The 768-nt window shown below is 78.1% G+C and carries 1 pseudogene; it reads left to right on the top strand.

From position 1 onward, the window contains the following. Positions 1–768: pseudogene (locus tag CCN42_RS39365) on the top strand (tetratricopeptide repeat protein); the annotation flags it as partial.

The following is a 768-nucleotide window of genomic DNA, read 5'->3' as shown; positions in this document are numbered from 1 at the left end:
GGCAGGCCGAGGAGGCCGCCGAGCACGCCCTGGAGGCGGCGCACTGGGCCGACGAGGCGGGCGAGGGCCGCACCCTGGGCCCCTGGGCGCGGCAGCTGCTCGGCGGATTCCTGCTGCGGCAGGGGCGCTGGGCCGAGGCGGCGGAGGTGCTGGAGTCCGCGCTGGCCGATCTGACCGAGGCGACGCACGGGGACGGCGCGGTGGTGCAGGCGCAGTGGTGGCTCGCCGACTGCCTGAGCGAGCTGGGGGAACACCAGGCGGCCGCGGAGCGGCGTCTGCGGGCTGCGGAGATCGCCCGGCACTGGCCGGAACAGCACGACCACGCGACCCTCGCCCACCTCGCCGCCGAATCGCTGGGCCACGCGGGGATGCCCGCCGAGGCCGACCAGGCCTACACACGCGCGGGCGACCTGTGGCGATCCCTCGGCAACGTCCACGGCCTCGTCCGCTCGCTGCGGGCTCGGGCGTGGCTCGCGCTGCGCGCGCAGGACGGCTCGGACCGCGCGCGGGAGCTGATGGCGGACGCCCTCCGGGAGTGCGCGGCGGCGCTGGACGCGGCGCCCGACGAGGAGGCCCGGCAGCGGCTCGCCGCCGAACTGGGCCACACCCACCGCCAGTTCGGTGACCTGCTGGCCCGCTCGTGCGCCGAGGACGCCGAGGACGGCTCCATCCAGGCCGCGTTCGAGGCGGCCCTGGCCCAGCTGACCGAGGCCGTCGCGGTGTTCGCCGCCCTCGGCGGGGACGCTCTGCACGGCCGCACCGGCGCGG

Origin of the sequence: Streptomyces glaucescens, assembly GCF_002154375.1 — a bacterium.
Taxonomy (GTDB): Bacteria; Actinomycetota; Actinomycetes; order Streptomycetales; family Streptomycetaceae; genus Streptomyces; species Streptomyces glaucescens.
Note: the sequence above shows the minus strand (reverse complement) of the source record. Positions and strands in the feature narration are given on the sequence as shown.